2 protein-coding genes are annotated in these 1,600 nt (G+C 36.1%); both read left to right on the top strand.

The features are described from left to right. Positions 1-342, top strand: a 342-nt coding sequence (locus BQ7314_RS01320; RefSeq protein WP_425356627.1) for a c-type cytochrome, incomplete at its 5' end; no start/stop codon positions are given. Between the two features lie 371 nt (positions 343-713). Next, entirely contained in the window at positions 714-1,559 is an 846-nt protein-coding gene (locus BQ7314_RS01315; RefSeq protein ID WP_174481906.1) for a DUF2334 domain-containing protein, read from the top strand. Positions 1,560-1,600: the final 41 nt, after the last annotated feature.

Genomic DNA, 1,600 nt, shown 5'->3' with positions numbered 1-1,600 from the left:
ATAAAGTTTATGAGTTGCATCATTATAATTCTTAAATTGAACTTGCCTAAATTAATTTGTGCTCATTCCTTAGGTTGTCATGCGGCATCAGATGGCACAAACCATAAGATTGGACCTGATCTTGCGCATATATATAATCGACCTATTGCATCAGCTACTGGATATAATTATTCTGAAGGGTTAAAAAATATTTCTGGAAGTTGGTCGGTAAAAAATCTTGATAGTTTTCTTACTAATCCTCAGGCCTTTGCAGCAGGAAATAAAATGCAAATAAATGGAATCAGGGAGGCAAGTGATCGAACTGCTTTGATTCAATATATGCAATCGCTTGGGACAAACTAAGGAGCAGGAATTGAATAACAAGTATGGTGGGAGTGACTTTAGTTGCGATAGTTGTGGATAAAGCTTACAAGGTGAGATTATTATCTAATAAGTGTATGGCTACGCACTTTAGACGGGACAGCTGAGAACTTGTAGGGCGGACTTCAGTCCGCCCTACAAATAAAGTGAACGTCCCGTTTTAAGTTCGTAGCCAAGTGTATTTATAACTCGTAATAAATACACTCCTAACATCGTATTTCCACGCTCTAAGAGTGTGAAAGTATTATGCGTAGGTTGGTGTGAAGCATGAACCCAACCTACGGAATCTATCTTTTTAGGTATATTATTGAATAATGTAGCTGTTAATTTAATATTGAATGAGTATATAAGATATGCGCTATATAGTTGCACTCCTGTTTATTATTTTTTTTCAGTCTGTGCCAGCTGGGGAACTTAAAATTATATTTAGATATGATGATTATTCACGCAACAGTAATACTGATGTGGAACGGTTACTTTTTGACACCATAAAAAATATTGGAGGAGGTGTACTGGTTGGTGTTATTCCTTTTCCACATGCCCCTTACCCTGAGCCTGATAGCATACCCAAAGTTGCTGATCTTGGTGAAGATAAAGTTAACTTATTAAAAGAATATGCTTCACAAGGGGTAGTTGAAATTGCAGTTCATGGGTATAGTCATAAAAGTAACGCTACAGAAGGAAGTAATTCAGAGTTTACAGGGCTTTCAAAAAATACCCAGAATTTACTTTTAGGCAATGCTAGAGCAGCCTTGGAAGTGACTCTTGGATTTAGCATTACTTCATTTATCCCGCCATTTAATCAGTATGACCTTCAAACATTACAATCACTGGAAAGCACGAGTTATAAATTAATCTCAGCTGCTTTAGGAGGCCCACAGGAAAGTACTGGAAATTTAACTTATTTACCTGGAGGAGCATATCCACAAAAGATAAATGAAGTCATTTCATCTGCTTTGGCTAGTGGTCATACAGAGGCAATAGTTGTTATTGTTATGCATCCATACGATATAATCGAATCGGGTGATCAAATGTCGAATTTTAGAGAAGATCCACAAATTAGCATTCATAAGTTGATAAATGATTTATCCAAGATTAAAAAACGTAATAATGTTCATTTTATGACAATTCATGAATTATTTGAGGGCGGTGAGGAGTTTTCAGTCCTGAATTCAAGTCATAAGTGCATAACCCAGTAAATTTTTTATATCTACCCCAGTTAGCTCTTCAAAAGCTTCAT

Origin of the sequence: methanotrophic endosymbiont of Bathymodiolus puteoserpentis (Logatchev) (assembly GCF_900128525.1) — a bacterium.
GTDB lineage: Bacteria > Pseudomonadota > Gammaproteobacteria > Methylococcales > Methylomonadaceae > Methyloprofundus.
The sequence above is the reverse complement of the archived record's forward strand: the minus strand, read 5'-3'. Positions and strand labels throughout refer to the sequence as shown.

Bases quoted from the DNA above. Each gene is read 5' to 3' on its own strand.
- BQ7314_RS01315 (WP_174481906.1), top strand. From the start codon at position 714: ATGCGCTATATAGTTGCACTCCTGTTTATTATTTTTTTTCAGTCTGTG.